Here is an 18,735-nt window from a genome sequence, read left to right as displayed (position 1 = left end):
GATACCACCTGTTTTTTTGTCTTTTTGATTTATGCATCTTCTATTTATCGCTTATTGATGAATATCAATCGCTTTAAATGTCAAAGTATCGCCTGCGTTAAGTAACGTCGGAGAAGTCTTGGTTAAATCAAATAAGGCAGTATCCGTCTGGCCGAGTAACTGCCAGCCGCCCGGAGACTCAAAAGGGTACACCCCTGTCTGCTCGCCGCCGATACCCACTGAGCCTGCGGGCACTTGGGTTCTAGGTACGGCATGCCTTGGGAAGTATAAGGACTCAGACAAACCGCCAAGATAAGGAAATCCCGGCTGAAAACCGATAAAGTAAACGGTATAAGTGGCTTTGGTATGTAGATCGACAATGGCTTCAACTGAGAGATTTAGGTCATTCGCCATGGCCGCTAGATCGGGGCCATATTTTCCACCGTAATGCACTGGTATCTCGACGTGCTTACCTTGGATGGTTTTTGAAGGGATATCATTGAGTAGATCTGAAAGCTTATCTTTGAAGGTATTCAGCTCAGCCCAAGTTAATGGCACGATGAATACACTGAGCGTATTCATACCAATCACCACTTCGATGACTTCTGGCATTTTCTGGATGCTGTCTGATAAAGCCCAGCATTTTTGTTGTTTGTCTAAGGTGGTTGGTTTAGGAAAAAACAACGCTAGATTGGTTTCACTGCATATTTGCCATTGTAGTTCCATCAGTATGGGCTCCATTATCTGTTATCTTAATTCTGACGCTAATGTCAGATTTGGTTTTCATTTTTGCGGGCAAGACATGATTTATATATTGTCTTGTATCCACTGTTCTAGATAATGGATGCTCATTTGACCTTCACAAAACACTTCATCTTCAAAGAGTCGCTGATGCAGACCAATATTGGTATCAATACCGGTGATTTGCGCTTCTGATAATGCCGCGCGCATTTTTTCTATCGCTTTTTCTCTTGAACGATCTTGTACACATATCTTGGCAATCAAACTGTCATAAGATGGCGGCACGGTGTAGTTCGATTCAGCATGACTATCCACTCTGATACCAAACCCTGCTGGCATGTGGCAGTAGTCTATGCGTCCAGCATTTGGTAAAAATGTCTGCGCGTTTTCGGCATTGATACGACACTCAAAAGCGTGTCCGATAATGGCGATATCACTTTGCTTGTGTGCTAGCGTGAGCCCTGCCGCCACTCTGATCTGTTCTTGCACAATATCAACACCCGTCACCATCTCAGTAATGGTGTGCTCAACTTGCACACGAGTATTCATCTCGATAAAGAAGAACTCGCCATTTTCATATAAAAACTCAAATGTGCCTGCACCTCTATACTGCATTTGCTCACAAGCCGTGACACAGGCTTGGCCGATTTTCTGACGCTGCTCTTCGGTGATACCGGGTGCTGGCGCTTCTTCAATGACTTTTTGATGACGACGCTGCATAGAGCAATCACGCTCGCCTAAATAAATAGCATTGCCGTGAGTATCGGACATGACTTGCACTTCGATATGACGCGGTGCTTGTAGGTATTTTTCAAGATAGACAATGGAACTACCAAAATTGGCTTTGGCCTCTGTTTGTGTCATAGAGATAGCGGAGAGTAAGTCGGCTTCTTTTTCGACCACACGCATCCCGCGCCCACCGCCGCCGCTTGCCGCCTTGATAATGACTGGATAACCGACCTCATTGGCAATCTTGATAACTTGCTCTGAATCAGCAGGCAATGCGCCATTCGATCCAGGTACACAAGGCACGCCAGCCATCGTCATTTGTTTTTTGGCTTCAACTTTGTCGCCCATATTTCTGATATTGTCAGCCGTTGGACCAATAAACGTGAGACCTGAATCTTCAATCAAGGCCGCAAAGTCTGCGTTTTCAGACAAAAAGCCATAGCCTGGATGGATGGCTTGCGCGTTGGTAAGCTTTGCAGCAGACACAATCGCTCGTTGGTTAAGATAACTGTGCGTAGCATTGGCAGGCCCGATGCATACTGCTTCATCGGCTAGGCGCACGGGTAACGAGTCTTTGTCTGATTCAGAATGCGCAATGACGGACTTAATACCCAGCTGTTTGCAAGCTCGGATAATACGTAGAGCAATCTCGCCGCGATTGGCAATTAAGATTTTTGTGAACATGTTTATTCCCTTAAAAATATAGTGTCAAATACAGTGTTTGTGCAGCGTCTATACAATATTGAGCGGCTATTGAGTGGCTTTAACTGTTTGGCTCTATAACAAATAAGGGCTGGGCGTACTCTACAACATCACCTTCATCGACCAAAATCTCTTTAAGCGTACACGCAGTTTCTGCTTTGACCTCGTACATCATTTTCATGGCTTCAATGATGCATAGTGTCTGCCCTACTTGCACCTTATCTCCTACCTGAAAAAACACTTCTGCTGTCGGCTCAGAGCGAAGATAAAACGTACCTAGCATAGGCGCTATTACTTGGGATTTCTCCATCTCTGTAGTCACAGTTTCATCACTACGATCACTGCCTACATTGGTATTATTATCCGTACTGTTTTGAGTGGTTTCGGTTTGAGGCTCTGAATGAGAGGCCCTTGGGTTGGGAGTATGAGCGATATGATTGCCGCTACTTTGGTTGTCGTCAGATTGGCAAACGATAGAAATACGTGCATCACCGTCAGTGACTTCTAAAGATTTTATATCGGCGCATTCTGCAAGTTTGATCAGTTTTTCAAGATCCGTGAAATTGATATTCATATGATTGGCTATTCCGTTAGAGTGAAAGTAAATAATTATTTTTTATAAAAAATTCGTACCTAGTGATGTATGTAGAGTGTGATTGTTGAATGTTATGTGACAATTTATTGATTGGCTTATTAAAATAGTAGTTTGAAATTAATTATTTTTATGCGTTTAAAAGCACTTTTGTCATCAGAAATTATAGAACTGCCAAGTCTTCATCTCTTGGGTCGCAGATAAACATATGTCCTGGTGAATGCGTTATCATCAGCTCTGGCTTACTAGTCATAGCGATACTTTGCGGCGTCACACCGCAAGCCCAAAATACAGGGACTTCGCCTTCTTTTATGATGGATGCATCACCAAAATCAGGCGCATGAATGTCGGTTATACCGATGACACTAGGGTCTCCGATATGAATAGGCGCGCCGTGAACTTGCGGAAATCGAGAGGTGGCTTGGACGGCTCTGGTGATTAATGGATAAGGTATTGGCCGCATGCTAACCACCATTTTCCCATGGAATTGTCCTGCAGGCTCAGTCTCTACGTTTGTGATATACATTGGCACATTGTGATTGTCTTCGATATGTCTGATAGGAATAGACGCATTTAGCATGGCAGACTCAAAGGAAAAACTGCATCCTAAAAGAAAGCAGACCAAATCCTCTCTCCAGTAATCTTTTAGATCTGACACCTCAGCCACTAATTCGCCAAATTTGTATATCCGATACTTTGGGACATCAGATCTCAAGTCTGCGCCTTTTGCCATGAGACGTGGCTCTGCGCTACCGACATCTGTTACATCTAAAATAGGACAAGACTTTGGGTTTCTTTGTGCAAACAATAAAAAATCATAGGCTAAATTTTTGGGCACTATGACTAAGTTTGCTTGTATGTGACCTTTACACATGCCAGAAGTCGGCTTGTTAAGTTCATTTTTACTGATTAACGCTCTGACCTCTGTCGGCGTCATATTTGCTAAATCTAACATTATTACAACCTCTTACGTTTTATTATTTTTAGCAGATAAAAGTTTATGATTTGTTTTATATTGGTATGGCTATTTATAATTTTATTTCATATATCGAGAACTATGATTATCGTTATGTAACTTATCAGAACACTTTCGATATGACAAGATATGAATACAGAAATATGTGATGAACATGATGAGTGATCTTCTTGAACGCACAGTTAAGGATGCAAAGTGAACTATGCATAATGTCAAAAAAAAGGGCTCAAGCGTCGAGCGAGTTTTGCAAATCGTAGAAGTATTGGCTAGATCTTCTAAGCCTATGGGCGTTATTGATTTAGCAGAAACATTGGACATCCCTGTACCTAGTATGTACCGATTGTTAAATCAGCTACAACCGCTTCAATTTGTCCAATTAGATTTGCATGGAAAAGTAACCTGCGGAAAAAGAACGCATGACCTAGCTTTAGACCTGTGGAAAAACAGTCCTTTTAAAGCGGAAAGGTTGGCGATATTACAACAGCTTTCAGCCAAAATTGGTGAGTCGGTAGGGATTGCGGTGTTGCAAGACTTAGAAGTGGTGTATATCGATCGTGTGATATCTGACTGGCCTGTCCAAATACAGTTACCTACCGGAACCAATATACCTATCTGGGCCTGTGCCAGTGGTAAATTACTATTGACGCAGTTGGCAGATAATAAGTGCGAGCGTATTGTAGAAAAACTATCGTTACAGGCGCTCACGACCCATACTCAGACTGACAAAAAACAACTCATGACGTCCATTGCTGAAGTACGTAAGACACAGATAGGGACAGATAATGAAGAGTTTATTCCTGGTATGGTCGCCTGTGCTGTCCCGATTCCGAATGGTGAACAGCCCGCATTTGCTACGGTATTTACTCATAGTCCTATCGTCAGAAAATCTTTGGATGAGCTACTGAGCTATGTGCCTGTCATGCAAGAAGCTGCCAATGAGCTATCTGTTATTTTCAATCAGGAATATAATGAGTAGCCTGTCATAATATTCTATGACGCCTGTACTTCAAGTCTCTTAGGTGTTGATACGAATATGAATGCTTTGAGGTTGTAGATAGCACACTTCCCTTACATCAACGCTCACTTCCTACTTTTATCCTCTCAACCAAGAAATCGACGGCGGCTTTTACTTTTGGTACTAGATAGCGCTGCTTTTGATACAGCAGATATACGGCCATATCAGCGTGCTGCGTGATTGCTAATGGATGCTCAAATTTAATCTCTTGCAATGCGCCTGACTCAAGATATGAGGATAGTGCCCAGCGAGTGGACATCAAAATCCCTTCACCATCACAAGCCTTTTTTGCTAGCCATGGTCCATTGTTTGAAATTGCGACTGCTGGCCCTGAGACATCATGCCACTGATCGTCCACATAGCAGAGCCAAGGTGTTGGCCCGTTTGGTGCTTTGAAATACAGGCCTTTATGTTCCTTTAATGCCATCACATGACTAGGTGCGCCATGCATCTCTAAATAACTGGGCGACGCAACCGGTATAAAGCCATTATCCATGAGCCTAATGGCAAGCACGCGCTCATTTGGCGCATAGCCACCGCGAATCGCAATATCGACATCGTCACGTCCTAATGCTGATAGCTCATCACTGAGACTGACATCTAGCACAATCTCTGGATACAACTCACCAAATTCATCCAGCAGTGGTAGCAGTATTTTTTCACCAAAACCCACCATCGAACTGATTCGTAAGCGTCCCATGGGCGTGGTCTGGTAACTACGCACCGTTTCTTTGCTTTGCTCGAGCTGATCTAGTACTTGCTGCATATCGTCATAATAAACCTGCCCCACTTCGGTCAGTTTAACGATTCGGGTCGAGCGCTTTAATAATGTCGCGCCCAGATTTTTCTCCAAATCAGATACCCGTCTAGATAGTGACGATGGCGGCACATTAAACGCACTTGCCGCCTTAGTGAAACTGCCTGTTTCTACGACTTTGCTGAAATACCGTATCGCGCGTAATTGATCCAACTGACCTCTCCATTGAGTAAATAGTTTAGGGCGTGCTTGATATTCGACCATGGCACTGACAGAGACTATTTTTTAGACAGTTCGACGTTAAAAATAGTAAGTTTAGTCATTCTAACCGTCTATTTTTAACAATGAAATGGCAAAAAATAGTCCTGTCTCCTTCTGTTTATATTGGAGCTGATGCTAAAACTGCCCCATACTGTGTTGTAAATCTAGTTAAGGCACGAGCATTACCGTCGTTTTACGCCTTGTCCGGAACCGTTTTAGCAATCAGCAGTGCCTATTTGTGAATATCAAACACGCCCTAAACGTTGCAATGAAAACACGATTAAAAATAACTTTTACGTCAACAATGGAAGAATGACTTATGATTACTTTGCACGGCTTTGCTGCAAGCAACTATTACAACATCGTAAAACACGCTCTTTTATATAAGGGCATTCCATTTCAAGAGGACCTTTTGTACGCTGGTAGTGATGATCTACTGACCGTCAGTCCAGTGGGTAAAGTACCTGCGATCACCATGCCTGACGGTTTTAATCTATCGGAATCTAACGTAATTTGTGACTTCCTTGAAGAAACCTATCCTGAAAATCCACTATATCCTGCCGATGCAGCAGAACGCGCGACTGTACGTCAGATTATGAAAATAGCAGAGCTGTATTTTGAGCTACCAAGTCGTCGTCTGATTCCATATGTGTTTTCTGGCGTGCAAGCACCTAACGCAGTCAAAGAGGAAGTTCGTCAAGTATTGGGCCGCGGTATTATTGCTATGAATCGCTTATGTCAATTTTCGCCTTGGATTGCAGGCGAGCAATTCACCATGGCTGACATCTATGTGCATCACGTCAACACTATTGTCAACGCTTTTGGCGCGACTCAGCTTGAGTGGGATGTACTGGCAGAAGTGGACGGCATGAAAGAATGGAACAAAGCCATGAGTGAAACCGAGATTGCAAAAAGTGTTCAGGCAGACAGTCAAGCAAACATGCCTGAGTTTATGCAACACGTTAAAGCTCTAATCCAAGCCGCAAACGCTAAATAACATATGACAGTGTGGCTACTAAAAATGAGCCACATTAAGAAAATTACTAAAGCTCAATAACCTAAAGAACGGCCAATACCGTAAAGGGATTGGTCTAAAAAATCTAACTATTTGCAGGAGCAAATCTTATGACCGATAAAAACAAACAACTGGTTTCAACCATCAGTGATGACAACAAATTAACCCTGTCTTTAAAAGACATCGAGATGCCGCAACCCGGTGCTGACGAAGTTGTCGTTCGCATGGAAGCCATGCCATTGAACCCTTCTGATTTTGGTGTGATGTTCAGCGCCGCTGATATGTCAACCGCTGTACAATCAGGCACTGATGACAGCCCGATCATTACCGCTGATGTGCCTGCGAAATTCATGCCATCACTCAAAACGCGGGTAAATAAAGATACGCCAGTCGGTAACGAAGGCGCTGGTACAGTCGTCGCAGCAGGCTCATCAGAAGCCGCTCAAGCACTCATGGGCAAAATGGTTGCGGTGATTGGTGGCGGTACATATCGTCAATACCACTGTGTCAATGTAAGGAGCTGCATAGAAATGAAAGACGGCACGACAGCTACCGAGGCCGCATCGTCTTTTGTAAACCCGCTCACCTCACTGGCAATGGTCGAAACCATGCGCGCTGAAGGCCACAAAGCCATCGTACATGCCGCAGCAGCATCTAGCTTGGGTCAAATGCTAAACCGTATCTGTATGGCAGACGGTGTTGATTTGGTGAATATCGTACGTAAAGACTCGCAAGAAAAGCTATTGCGCGATATGGGCGCAAAATATGTGGTCAACTCAAGCAGTGAGACATTCCTTGCTGATTTGACCGCTGCGATTGCTGAAACAGGTGCCACGATTTCGTTTGACCCTATCGGTGGCGGTCAATTGAGCAGCGATATTCTTAACTGTATGGAGGCAGCTATTACTCGTGACGTAGAAGAATACAGCGTCTATGGCTCAAATACCTTTAAACAAGCTTATATTTATGGCGCCTTAGACCGTGGTCCGATCACCTTAAACCGTAACTTTGGTTTTTCTTGGGGCGTAAATGGTTTCCTATTGTTCAATGCGCTAGGCAAACTGGGCACTAAAACCGTCGTGAAAATGCGTCAACGTGTGGCAGAAGAAATCACTACCACGTTTGCAAGTAGCTATACGCATGAAGTGACCCTAGAGGAAGCGCTACAGTTAAAATCAATCGCCGCTTATGGCAAACAGGCGACTTTTGAAGCATCATCTAGAAGCAGCCTTGTAATAATAGAAAAGCAGATATCTATGATGTCTGCTTTTTTATGTCTGACTAAAAGTCATCGTCACTTCGTATTTACTCACAATTTGCATAAACTTCATCAGAAAAACCATGCAATACCTATACTCGAACAAGGCAACCAGATGCCAAAAGTAATCAATTAACATTATTACTAAACTTTTGGTTGCATCTACTCCTTATTACGCCTAGTATTTCGTCCCTTCAAATAACTCTATTTCTCAAAATATAGCTGATTCAGTTTGAAAGAGAGACAAGGCAACCGAGCGCAGATGTAACTGTCATACTTCAAGTGAGGTTAATGCTGTCACTCTTCTATAGAGAATTGACTATAGAGTCTTAATAGATGTACCTATTCACTATAAAGAGGGACTTATTATGTCAATTGACGCAATCACAATTATTGACGGCGGCTTGGGTCGAGAGCTAGCCAAACGTGGCGCACCATTTCGTCAGCCTGAGTGGTCGGCGTTGGCAATGATAGAAGCGCCTGAGATCGTCCGTGACGTGCATCGCGCCTTTATCCAAAGCGGCGCAGCGGTCATTACCACTAACAGCTATGCGCTAGTACCTTTTCATATCGGCGAGGAACGTTTTGCGGCGCAAGCACAAGTTTTGGCAGCAGCGTCAGGTGAAATGGCACGTGCAGCAGTGACACTAGAAGGCGCAGCAACCAAAGTAGCTGGATCTATACCGCCACTGTTTGGCTCCTACCGTGCAGACTTGTTTGATGCTGACCACGTAGAGGATATCGCTACCCCACTGATCAAAGGTCTAAATCCGTATGTCGATTTTTGGCTCGCTGAGACTCAGAGTCTAATCGCCGAGTCTATCGCTGTTCGTGAGCTACTTAATACGCTAGATACAGACAATAAACCGCTATGGGTTTCATTCACCCTAGAAGACAGCGAGCATCTCGATGTACCGCGTTTGCGCTCAGGTGAGACGGTAAAAGAAGCCGTTACCAAAATGGCAGATATCAATGTAGAAGCAATCTTATTTAACTGCTGTCAGCCAGAAGTGATTGATCAAGCGCTTGATGTAGCGCAAAGCGTGTTGCAAGACAAGAATGCCACGCACATCAAACTTGGCGCGTATGCCAACGCTTTTCCACCACAGCCAAAAGACGCCACCGCTAATGATGGCCTCGATGAAGTGCGCGATGACCTAACGCCACCTGCCTATCTGGTCTGGGCAAAAAAATGGCAAATCCAAGGCGCATCACTGATTGGCGGTTGCTGCGGTATTGGCCCTAAACACATTCAGGCATTGAGCCAGCATTTCACAGGTACTTTAACAACAGATACTTTGACGACAGGCACCTCAACAAAATAGAGATCGCACGATGCAAAATGGACAAAAAATTGGGCTAACCATGCTCACTGCCATCGTGTTTAGCTCGATGGTCGGTGCGGGTATTTTTAGCCTACCGCAAAACATGGCCGAAGTGGCAGGCGTGAATGCCATCATTACCGCATGGATCATCACCGGCGTGGGTATTTTGTTCCTCGCGGGCTGCTTTTTGCATTTGTCACGCTTAAAGCCTGAGCTGGATGGCGGCATTTATACCTATGCCAAAACAGGGTTTGGCGATTTGGCAGGCTTCTTTTCAGCATGGGGTTACTGGCTATGTGCGACGATTGGTGTGGTTGGCTACTTGGTCGTGGCGTTTGCCGCGCTGGGTAGCTTTATTGATACACCAACAAGTATTGTTTTTGGTGAAGGCAACACGCTGTGGGCGCTAGTCGGTGAGTCTATCATTTTATGGCTGGTGCATTATTTGGTACTGCGCGGCGTTAAGCAAGCGGCCTTTATCAACTTGCTGGCGACCTTGGCAAAAAGTTTACCGCTCATTGCTTTTATCGTGTTTGCCTATTATGCCTTTGATATGCAGACCTTTAATGCTGACCGCGCAGGTACGACGTTAGACGTGCCATTTATGGAGCAGGTCAAAGGAACGATGCTGATCACCCTATGGGTATTTACGGGTATCGAGGGCGCGATTGTCTTATCGCAACGTGCGAAGAGGCGCGCTGATATCGGCCGAGCCACTTACATCGGTGTATTGTTTGCGTTGGTACTATATGTTGCCATTACCCTGCTCTCTCTCGGGGTCATGAGCCGTGTGGATGTGGCAGCGCTTAGCAACCCATCAATGGCTGGCATTATGGCGCAAATGACGGGCGATGTGGGTAAATGGGTTATCAGTATTGGTCTTATCATCTCGGTATTAGCATCTTACCTGAGCTGGATTCTCTACTCGGCTGAAGTGCCGTTTACCGCGGCGAAGTACAATGCGTTTCCACGTATATTTACCAAGCAAAACGCACAAGGCACGCCAACGGCATCATTACTACTAACCAGTTTGACCGTGCAGTTGTGCTTACTGATGATCTTTTTGACCGGTAAAGGCTATAACACCTTGGTGATTATCTCCACCTCGATGATTTTGATTCCTTACTTTTTAGTCGGGGCGTATCTGGTCAAAGTATCATTTGCACAATCAGAACGCTGGAGCATCAAAGCCATCGGTCTGGGCGCGAGTGTCTATGGTATCTGGCTAATTTATGCTGCTGGCGTGGATAACTTGCTGTTGTCCTTGCTGCTGTATATACCTGGCTTAGCGATTTTTTATTACAGCCGCTATCAGTCAAGAGCACTGCCGAAACAGACATATTAATTATTGTTTTTACGTTGAGCAAAGGAGCGGATATAGTTTTTAGTATATTTTTAAAATAACTGTGATACATAAAAACAAGTCCAAAAAACAACGGCTTTTTGGACTTGTTTATTCAGTTGTAAGGCATATCAGGAGTTATCATTCAGGTAGTTGCATAAATCTCAAGCACTGAGTATTGAGTAGGGAAAGCCACTACATAGTCGTCTTTATGCCATAGCTAAAACTTAGTCAATAACGCTTCAAAATCCTATAAAAAGATATATCTTATTGCCGAGACTCTAATTCGATCATCTCAGGGTAATCATTGGCGTACTGGTAACCATCTAATCTATTGCAGACTTTGACCGCGACCGAATAGATAAAGTTGATTTATTATGCGAATCAACGCTAACGTTTGCTCCAGACTATTATCTCGTTCGCAAGAAGAATTCGTTATCAACACCGACTGTCGACGATGTCTGGAGCTGGTGTGTCACTCATTTAGCACTGGCTTAACACTGACTTGATTTAGTCAGGGCTAGCTAAGCATCAACATAAATAACCTAATCTCAAACTTATTAACGTAGTTAGCTTCTGAAACTAACTACGATTTCAGTCGTGTTTTTCTATCCTACTACAGTCGTGCTTCAGCATAATGATGCAGACCTTCCTGCTTTTTTATCCTCGTCTTCTTTCCTCGTTTTATCCTTTTACTAACTACCCTAACTCAAAAATAAAAAACAGTTACCTACCCCCTTCTCAATCAAAAAACGCCCTATTTTTACGTGATTAAAATACTAAGTTTTTATGTCACATTACGTACAACTTACACAGTTAATTTATCACAAACAATTATCGGCTAAATCATTACTTAATTTTGTATTAGTATGCATTGGTATTCATTAAATGACTGAGGATACAAGTACTTACATTGTCTATAGGCCCATTCTTTTTATATAAATTTAATTTGTTGTACATGGTTAAGGACCAAACATGACTGCTAACACACAAGAAGCTTTAACTAGCGCAGCACTCAGTTTTCAATTGATGACGCGAGCTGAGCCTCCAGAGTTGGTTATTGCCACGATAAAGTCGTTATTAGCAGTAAAAGAAGCGCGCGATGAAATATTGATTATTGATTATCGATAATAATAATAAAGAGACGTCGTTATATGAGCCGTTGGCAGCATTTTGCCAGAGCTTAAACGTTGATTTGAATGTCCATTTTTATCACATCGATCGTGTCGAAGGATTCAAAGCGGGTGCTTTGAACTTGGCACTTGGGTTAATGAGTCCAAACTGTAGTCACATTGTGGTGGTCGATAGTGATTACCAAGCATTACCACATGCGAGAGCCTCTATGATGCAGGCTATCGCTCAATATCCTGAGCATACCTTACTGCAGTTTCCGCAGTTTTATCGTAATGAAGGACAGCTGGATGCTCATAACGAGTTGAATCACTATTTTAATCATCATCTGTATCGTCCTTTTAATCGCAATCGCGCCTTATCAACGGGTACTTACGCAGCCATTCGACGCTCAGATCTTTTGAGCATAGGAGGCTGGTCAGGTGCTTCTATCACTGAAGATGCTCAAATGGGCGTGCTTATGCATCGACAAGGTTTTCGCAGTCAGTTTGTGCCAGAAGTTATTGCCACAGGTTTACTGCCTAACACGCTAGATGACCTAATATGTCAACGTCGACGTTGGATCTACGGCAATATGCAAGTGCTCACGGATTACCTGTCAGTCCTGTACAACTCTCCAGTTCAACATATCTCGCAATCCAAAAGCATGAGAGAACGTCTAGCCTATATACGCGCTCATCTGTCTCAGCTGAGTGCTTGGGTAAATTTCACAGGGTTCTTTATCCTTTTGCATATCTGCTCATTATTGGTGATGGTTGATATGCTTTTGGTAAATAACGCTAACGTGTCGATGCTTACCCCTTTATATCTGGTTTATGCAGGCTATTCATTTTTTATCCTTAGACGGTTGTGGGCTTATTGCCGTGATCAATCGCCTCTTAATAAACAAGTAGATGACAACCATCAACCACGTTTTGGTAGAAAAATACGTGCATGGTTAATGCACTTAAACTTTTGGGAGATTGGTGCCTTGTCATGGCTTCCGGTGCTGTGGGGACGAGAGAAACCTTTTGTCTGTACGCCAAAACAAAACTATATCCAAAATCGTCAGTCATTATTTATTAAGAATATAGCGGCGTTACCAAAACTGCTATTGGTGCTAAATATCATTACAGTCCTAGTTGTAGCGCCATTTTCACCGCTCTACTCACCAGTAATGTTTATATGTGCAGCGGCAGTTTGTATTCTTAAACTAAGCGCAGCCAAGGTAGCAATGGATAATTTCTCTGATGCTCGAGCAGACATACCAAGTATGAGTAAGGTTCTGAGACAGACTTTAAAAGTAGCCCATCAAAAGAAGACGACTATCACGACATCTTATGCGACGTCTTTATTTAAAGATAAAAAAACCATCGATTCATAAAAATCAGTACTTATAAAACTAGTGCTTATAAAGATAGTGATTCTCAAAAACTTGCGATTTATATAAGCCAATTTTGAACCAAGGTCATTCTATTGTCTTTTATCGTTTCTATACTAGGTTCCCTATACATCACTCTACTAACCAAAACGCTTATAGCCATAACGCTTATAACTATAAAGGTCTTAAAAACATGATTAGGTCTTCGAATTCACCGCTACGTATTGCCATTATTGCGCATTCACTGTATCCCATTGCCCAGCCTTACGCGGGTGGTCTAGAAATGATTACCCAATTGATTTGTGATGAGTTGGTGGCGCAAGGTCATGAGGTATTGCTTTACGCTCATAAAGATAGCGAGACGAAAGCAACGTTGGTGCCGTTATTGACTCGTCATGAGTTTAACAAGATGGTCTATGATAATGAGCATGAAACAGTCGCCATGGGCCGTGAAGAGATGTATCAATATCTCACCTATCAGATAGCCCTACGAGATATTATCGAACGTGATGAGCGCGGTGAGATTGATATCGTACATAACCACAGTTTGCACCACATTCCGATGATGACAGGCCAAGCATTTGGCGAAAGGTTTTTTACCACTTTTCATACGCCTATTTTTCCACAGTTACGTTTGGCGCTTTTAACACTGCGCGCTGGTACAACCACTAAATTTACAGCGATTAGTAAGCACCAACAGCAGTTATTCGCTGAGTTTGTCCCTTCACAAGTGGTGTATAACGGCATCGATGTTGAATCCTTTACTGCCAATACAGAGTCGATTGGCAGTACTGATGGTAGCGATGACGAGGTATATTTTTGGTATGGGCGTATCTGCCCTGAGAAAGGCACTCATTTAGCCATGCGTTACTGTATGGAAGCTGGGAAGAAACTTATCATAGCAGGACCTAAAAGCAATGAAGACTACTTTAATCAAAAAGTAGCTCCTTTGTTATTTAAAGACAGTAAGAGTGGCGATGACAAACTATTCAGTTACGTAGGTCATGTCACCAAGGACGAGATTAATAATTACTTATGCCAAGCAACTGCCATGCTATTTACTAGCACTTGGGACGAGCCATACGGATTGACCTTGGCTGAGAGTCTGGCATGTGGCACACCAGTCATTGGTTTCGATGCAGGAGCCAGTGCCGAAATTATTACTCCAGAGACAGGAGTCATCGTACCTAAAAAAGACAAAGCCGCCTTTATCAATGGTTTTTCTACGATTAAAAATATATCACGCCAAGCTTGCCGTGACCGTGCTTTACAGTTTTGTTCAGTGTCAGCCATGGTAGACGGCTATCTGGAACTGTACCGAGCAGCGTTAAAAAATAGAACTGCGTTAATAGAAGACAGTTCAGAAAGCTACATAAGCAGTATTAACAGTATCAACAGCTATGAGCTGTCTGATTTAACAAAAGACTCCCTGCAATTTTTCAATCAAGCCATTCAAGCGCCAGTTGAAACTGATAGCAGTCTTGTTAGCTTTTCTGAGGGATCATAATGATGCGTATCGGATATTATGCTCATCATCATGGCTCAGGACATTGCCGACAGGCAGATAAACTGGCTGCATTGCTGCCTAATGATGCAAGAGCGCAATTAACGGTATTTACGAGTTTAGATATAGATAGCTATCGTTTTACCGCTATTGATGAACAACAAATCATACGTTTGAATGCGGAAGATGAACGCCCCGATGATATCTTAGCAGGTCGTGCAGGAGAATATTGGCAACCAGCCAGCTTACACTACTCGCCCGTAGGCAATGGTGACATTCAAGAACGCAGTCACCAAATACTAGACACTATTTTTCACTGTAAGATTGATCTGATGATTATCGATGTCAGCGTTGAGGTGGCGATGCTCTGCCGTGCGGCAAGTATTCCTTACCTTTACGTTAGGCTTCCGGGCATTCGCGACGATGCGCCACATTTTGGTGCTTTCGTTGGCGCGCTTGCCTTACTAGCACCTTATCCTAAAGCGTTAGAGTCTGCCCAGACATCTGAGTGGGTCTGTGATAAGACGCTCTATCTTGACTTTATCTACTCTCAACAAGCTGAGTCATACACTTATGAGAGTTTTATAGATATTTTGGAAAAATTAAGCGTAGGTGGCGAAATTTCTGCGCCTAAATCTACAAGCCTACCATCTATCGAAGCTCAATTAATAGACAAATCCGAAGCTACAATACCTATTGTTACCGTTATCAAAGGCTACGGTGGACACAAGGCGATTGACGAAAAACTACCGGAGTTGCGCTCACTGCTACCCAATGCATTAATTGTCTCTCTCGGGCCTATAGACGATGACAAACGATGTTATGTCGATATCTCAGCTGAGGTAGATGACGTCACACCATTTATTTGTCATAGCGACTATCTGATGATGGCTTGCGGTCTAAACGCTGTCGCGCAAGCATATAATTACGATACGCCGCTCATAGTAGTGCCTGATGATAGACCACATAATGAACAAGCTGTCATGGCTGAAGCGTTAGTCGCTCAAAACAAAGCGCTAAATTGGCAGCAGTTTAAAACCTTAATGAGCGTCAATGATGGTCAATCTGAATCTATTGCCCAAACAATTCATTACCGAAGCAAACAACACCCCACTACCTCGGTTGATAGCATTGAAAAAAATAACAGTGAAGAAAATAACTTTGAGGAAGATAGCGGTGAGGAAACCAACGCAGTTACGCCAACAGCTGGTCAGGTGTTTATGCATAGCATCACTGATTATCCTACTACTAAGCTTTGGTTTGAAAACTGGTTACTTCTTCGACTCAACTTAACACCTGAATCAACAATTAAATACTGACTTATTAAATACTGACTTATTAAAAATTACAGGCAACCTGATAGCGAGGTAAAGACAAGCGATGACCATTCAGCCAACGAGTAACGCGAGCACGACTTCTAATACTGTACCGATGACCATCATTACGACTTGCTATGGTCGTAATCGTCATCTCTACAACCTACTTAGTGGTCTAGAAAATAGTAGTGTAAAGCCAGCCGAAGTCATTATCGTCAACGACGATGCCGATCCCAATCGGTTAGCTGAATTTTCACTAAATATCATGAAATTACCAACTACGGTTAAATCAGCTGTGAATGACGGTGATGATATTAAAACTACAGAGTTTGATATCGGACACAATCGCAATTTTGGAGCACTGCAGGCAACTCACGATATGCTGATTTTTTTGGATGTTGATTGTATCGTAGCGCCTACGTTTATTGAGCAAATGTATAAGAAGCTTCTGCAATATCCTAATGCGCTTTTGATGGGTCAACCACGCTATCTAACGCGACCTTTATCAGTAGAAGAAAATGCACAATTAAAAATCAATCAGCTGCCTTTCTCTGTTTTAGACGGGCTGTCTGTCTATAACCCTTATCGTTATAATTTTGATGAATCTGACTCATATCCTACTGAAACAGAGCAAACCGCTATCAAACAAACTGATGATTACGGTGCATTTTGGAGCCTATGCTTCGCTATCAAGCGACAGACTTTTGATGAAATTGGCGGTTTCGACACCCAATATACAGGTTATGGTGCAGAGGATACCGATTTTGCTTTTACAGCACGCCGATTAGATATCGATTTTTACCTTACTGCTGATATCGCTTATCATCAGCAGCACAGTGTCTACCGGCCACCCCTCAATCATCTGGACAGTATCATTGTCAATGCCAATCGCTTCTATAAAAAATGGCACTGTTGGCCCATGGCAGGATGGTTGTCCCAATTTTCCGATATGGAACTGATTGATTGGACAGAGGAACAGTCGTTACCGATAGCCATACAACGAGAGCCTAATGACAAAGAGGTGGAGCTTTCTCATTGTCCCGATGCTCCTTATGTTTAACTACTTCTAGCAATCTCTAGCTAACGAAAACTTAGTTAATCAATATTCTAGTACCGATGAATAGTCACTCCTATAGGTGGTCGATTCATTTCCTGACGTTCAAAATCCCAGTTATGACCATGCCAAAAGTGAGCAGTTTTATCATTGTCATTGAAACCGATCATTACTATTTCTAACGGTAGTTTCGTTTCTCCAGTATTATGTAAGTATGCTCGAGCTGCCAGCATCAGCCGATACAATAGAAAACCTGATGAGGGTGCTGACGAATGAATATCGGTAAAGTATGGATAGTCAGTAACGACTTTGTGATGCTCTGACAGTACACTGTGATGAATGGTGCTTGATAATAGTTTTTGGGGCTGTAGTAGATAAGCACTATGCTAGACTACTTTTATGAAGATAACCCGTTGTAAACTAAGTAAAAAAGCACAGCGAAGGCTGTTAGAGTTTTTTACGGCTGAAGTGACTGCTAGAACAGCCGCAGATTTGCTTGATATTCAGCCTAATACTGCTGCACTTTTTTATCATAAAATAAGACTTGTGATAGATTACCATCTCTCATTAGAAGCTGATGAGCTTTTTGATGGTGAGGTCGAATTAGATGAAAGTTACTTTGGCGGTGTACGCAAAGGCAAAAGAGGTCGCGGGGCTGCTGGTAAAACCGCTGTATTTGGTATTCTAAAACGAAACGGTAAGGTTTATACCATTGTCGTAGCAGACACCAAACAGACTACCCTAATGCCTGTTATTAAGCGTAAAATCAAGCCTGACAGCTTTGTTTATACGGATAGCTATCGAAGTTACAATGCATTAGATGTGAGTGAGTTTAAACATTTCAGAGTCAATCACTCTATAGAGTTCATTTGCGGTAAGAACAATCACATCAATGGCATTGAGAACTTCTGGAATCAGTCCAAACGAACACTCAGAAAGTATAATGGGATTAATAAGAAGAACTTCCATTTGTTTTTAAAAGAGTGCGAGTTTAGATTCAACTATGGCTCACCATCTAATCAGCTGAAAACCTTGAGAAAATGGTGTGATATTTAATCCTTATCTACTACAGCCCCTAGTTTTTTCATGTTCGAAGGAATATCTAAGATGCGATGAGCAGTGATAGGATCATCATTAGGACTTGGGTCATCAGCTAATGTTGGAAACTGATAAGGCTGGTTACTCGTCAATATCCCTAGCGGGGCGGTCTCTGCCATTTGCTCCACCACTGATATATGATTGCTTCTAGGCGGTAGGCCAAAATGCAGCTTACTGTCACCAATCTGCCGAAAAAACAGCAACTTAGGTAGCGAACTAGCTAACTCATGGCTGGCAAAAAAATCATCATGAATAAAGTGATTAAATAACACCAAGACATCATCGGGCTGTAACAATATCTCAAGCTGCGTCGTGGTCACAGCAGGATTATTTGCTATCAGAACGACTCGTTTAGCTTGCTCTAGTGCAGTCTGTATAACGACTGGTAGTGTTAAGAAAGCAGATTGCGCTGTGCTTATATCATCAAATATGTATTCGCTCTTCTCTGACAGCGCGATACTCTGTTTAAGTGTTGGTTTTTCTGTATTGGACTCTATATTAGGCATAGCAACCTTAGTCAATTTGAACTTTTGATTGCTACTTTAGCATTATTAGCGATTTTATAGAAAAAGCTTTACCT

Annotated in this window: 17 protein-coding genes; 11 read left to right on the top strand and 6 right to left on the bottom strand. The window is 42.8% G+C overall.

Features of this window, described 5'->3' with window-relative positions; genetic code table 11:
- Positions 1-51: 51 nt before the first annotated feature.
- The 4 genes from pxpB to CXF60_RS02450 form a co-directional block, all read right to left on the bottom strand.
- On the bottom strand, positions 52-705 hold the full coding sequence (pxpB, locus tag CXF60_RS02465) for a 5-oxoprolinase subunit PxpB (RefSeq protein WP_102090638.1): 654 nt from the start codon (positions 703-705) through the stop codon (positions 52-54).
- Between the two features lie 81 nt (positions 706-786).
- A complete protein-coding gene (gene accC / locus CXF60_RS02460) occupies positions 787-2,133 on the bottom strand; it encodes an acetyl-CoA carboxylase biotin carboxylase subunit (protein ID WP_102090637.1) in 1,347 nt (448 codons plus the stop codon).
- 79 nt (positions 2,134-2,212) lie between these two features.
- A complete protein-coding gene (gene accB, locus CXF60_RS02455) occupies positions 2,213-2,725 on the bottom strand; it encodes an acetyl-CoA carboxylase biotin carboxyl carrier protein (protein WP_102090636.1) in 513 nt (170 codons plus the stop codon).
- Between the two features lie 181 nt (positions 2,726-2,906).
- Positions 2,907-3,698: a putative hydro-lyase gene (locus CXF60_RS02450; RefSeq protein ID WP_102090635.1), complete on the bottom strand. Its 792-nt coding sequence runs from the start codon at positions 3,696-3,698 to the stop codon at positions 2,907-2,909.
- Between the two features lie 223 nt (positions 3,699-3,921).
- Between CXF60_RS02450 and CXF60_RS02445 the strand changes: the two genes are divergently transcribed.
- Entirely contained in the window at positions 3,922-4,695 is a 774-nt protein-coding gene (locus tag CXF60_RS02445; RefSeq protein ID WP_102090634.1) for an IclR family transcriptional regulator, read from the top strand.
- 97 nt (positions 4,696-4,792) lie between these two features.
- Here CXF60_RS02445 and CXF60_RS02440 read toward each other — a convergent pair whose 3' ends face one another.
- Complete coding sequence (locus CXF60_RS02440) at positions 4,793-5,704, bottom strand: LysR family transcriptional regulator (protein WP_102090633.1); 912 nt, start codon at positions 5,702-5,704, stop codon at positions 4,793-4,795.
- A 367-nt stretch (positions 5,705-6,071) separates the two neighbouring features.
- Between CXF60_RS02440 and CXF60_RS02435 the strand changes: the two genes are divergently transcribed.
- From CXF60_RS02435 to CXF60_RS02395, 10 genes are all read left to right on the top strand, one after another.
- Positions 6,072-6,749, top strand: a complete 678-nt coding sequence (locus CXF60_RS02435) for a glutathione S-transferase family protein (protein ID WP_102090632.1) — start codon at positions 6,072-6,074, stop codon at positions 6,747-6,749.
- A gap of 128 nt (positions 6,750-6,877) precedes the next feature.
- The gene (locus CXF60_RS02430) at positions 6,878-8,161 is read left to right on the top strand and encodes a zinc-binding dehydrogenase (protein WP_228707013.1); all 1,284 of its coding nucleotides are present in this window, start codon (positions 6,878-6,880) and stop codon (positions 8,159-8,161) included.
- Between the two features lie 247 nt (positions 8,162-8,408).
- Positions 8,409-9,350 carry a homocysteine S-methyltransferase family protein gene (locus CXF60_RS02425; protein ID WP_228707027.1) on the top strand — a complete coding sequence of 314 codons (942 nt, stop codon included), beginning with the start codon at positions 8,409-8,411 and terminating at the stop codon, positions 9,348-9,350.
- A 10-nt stretch (positions 9,351-9,360) separates the two neighbouring features.
- Positions 9,361-10,695 carry a basic amino acid/polyamine antiporter gene (locus CXF60_RS02420; RefSeq protein ID WP_102090631.1) on the top strand — a complete coding sequence of 445 codons (1,335 nt, stop codon included), beginning with the start codon at positions 9,361-9,363 and terminating at the stop codon, positions 10,693-10,695.
- Between the two features lie 972 nt (positions 10,696-11,667).
- Entirely contained in the window at positions 11,668-11,823 is a 156-nt protein-coding gene (locus CXF60_RS14385; RefSeq protein ID WP_180958070.1) for a hypothetical protein, read from the top strand.
- Complete coding sequence (locus CXF60_RS02415) at positions 11,810-13,186, top strand: glycosyltransferase family 2 protein (protein ID WP_102090630.1); 1,377 nt, start codon at positions 11,810-11,812, stop codon at positions 13,184-13,186. The genes CXF60_RS14385 and CXF60_RS02415 overlap by 14 nt, the downstream gene beginning before the upstream one ends.
- Before the next feature lie 190 nt (positions 13,187-13,376).
- Positions 13,377-14,690: a glycosyltransferase gene (locus CXF60_RS02410; RefSeq protein ID WP_102090629.1), complete on the top strand. Its 1,314-nt coding sequence runs from the start codon at positions 13,377-13,379 to the stop codon at positions 14,688-14,690.
- Positions 14,690-16,006, top strand: a complete 1,317-nt coding sequence (locus CXF60_RS02405) for a hypothetical protein (protein ID WP_145990194.1) — start codon at positions 14,690-14,692, stop codon at positions 16,004-16,006. Before CXF60_RS02410 ends, CXF60_RS02405 begins: the two co-directional genes overlap by 1 nt.
- A 61-nt stretch (positions 16,007-16,067) precedes the next feature.
- Positions 16,068-17,063 carry a glycosyltransferase family 2 protein gene (locus CXF60_RS02400; RefSeq protein WP_102090627.1) on the top strand — a complete coding sequence of 332 codons (996 nt, stop codon included), beginning with the start codon at positions 16,068-16,070 and terminating at the stop codon, positions 17,061-17,063.
- A 393-nt stretch (positions 17,064-17,456) separates the two neighbouring features.
- The gene (locus tag CXF60_RS02395) at positions 17,457-18,113 is read left to right on the top strand and encodes an IS1595 family transposase (RefSeq protein ID WP_045455674.1); all 657 of its coding nucleotides are present in this window, start codon (positions 17,457-17,459) and stop codon (positions 18,111-18,113) included.
- On the opposite strand, the gene CXF60_RS02390 is transcribed toward CXF60_RS02395, so the two are convergent.
- Positions 18,110-18,661, bottom strand: coding sequence for a hypothetical protein (locus CXF60_RS02390; protein WP_102090626.1), 552 nt, complete (start codon positions 18,659-18,661; stop codon positions 18,110-18,112). The two genes, CXF60_RS02395 and CXF60_RS02390, sit on opposite strands and share 4 nt — an antisense overlap.
- Between the last annotated feature and the right edge of the window lie 74 nt (positions 18,662-18,735).

It is taken from the genome of Psychrobacter sp. 4Bb, from assembly GCF_002836735.1.
Classification (GTDB): domain Bacteria; phylum Pseudomonadota; class Gammaproteobacteria; order Pseudomonadales; family Moraxellaceae; genus Psychrobacter.
Note: the sequence above shows the minus strand (reverse complement) of the source record. Positions and strands in the feature narration are given on the sequence as shown.